2 protein-coding genes are annotated in these 739 nt (G+C 63.7%); both read left to right on the top strand.

Annotated features, from left to right (window positions below):
- Positions 1-6 precede the first annotated feature (6 nt).
- Positions 7-144 (top strand): IS66 family insertion sequence element accessory protein TnpB, encoded by a 138-nt coding sequence (gene tnpB, locus GWC77_RS28095; RefSeq protein ID WP_367949133.1) that lies wholly within the window; start codon positions 7-9, stop codon positions 142-144.
- 29 nt (positions 145-173) lie between these two features.
- Positions 174-739, top strand: a 566-nt coding sequence (locus tag GWC77_RS28090) for an IS66 family transposase zinc-finger binding domain-containing protein (protein WP_173262854.1), incomplete at its 3' end; no start/stop codon positions are given.

Raw genomic sequence — 739 nt, 5'->3', positions numbered from 1 at the left:
AAACGCCTGGAACGGGGTCGATTCGTGTGGCCGCGCGCGGACGGTGGCGTTGTGTGCCTGAGCCAAGCGCAGTTGTCGATGCTGCTCGAAGGCATCGACTGGCGCCAGCCGATACGAACGACGGATCCGACATCGGCGTTGTAAACGTGCTGGCCGCCGCGTAAACTGCCGGCATGACCGCGGCCAACGCCTATCCAGACGACATCGAAGCGCTCAAAGCCATGCTGCTCGAGCGCGATGCTCGCATTGGGCATCTCGAGGACGTAGTCGAATCGCATAAGGCGGCAAACGCCACCGCCAAGGCGGAGATCGAGCATCTGAAGCTGCTGATTGCGAAGCTGCGCCGCATGCAGTTCGGTCGCAAGTCGGAGAAACTGGACCGCCAGATCGAGCAACTCGAACTGCGGCTCGAAGAGCTGGAGGCCGACGAAGGCGCCGCTCCGATCGAAATCCCCAAGACACCTCGCACGGCGCCGGAACAGTCGCCTCGCAAACCGCTGCCGGAGCATCTGCCGCGTGAGGTGCAAACGCATTTGCCGGAATCGACCGAGACGTGCTCGGAATGCGGCGGCAAGCTGAAGCTGCTGGGCGAAGACGTTGCCGAACAACTGGAGTACGTACCGGCTAGCTTCCGCGTGATCCGTCATGTGCGGCCCAAATTCGCCTGCGCGTGCTGCGATCACATCGCACAGGCAGCAGCGCCGAGTCGTCCCATCGAGCGCGGCCTCGCGGGCCCTGG

This window comes from Paraburkholderia sp. NMBU_R16 (assembly GCF_013282575.1).
Classification (GTDB): Bacteria; Pseudomonadota; Gammaproteobacteria; order Burkholderiales; family Burkholderiaceae; genus Trinickia.
The sequence above is the reverse complement of the archived record's forward strand: the minus strand, read 5'-3'. Positions and strand labels throughout refer to the sequence as shown.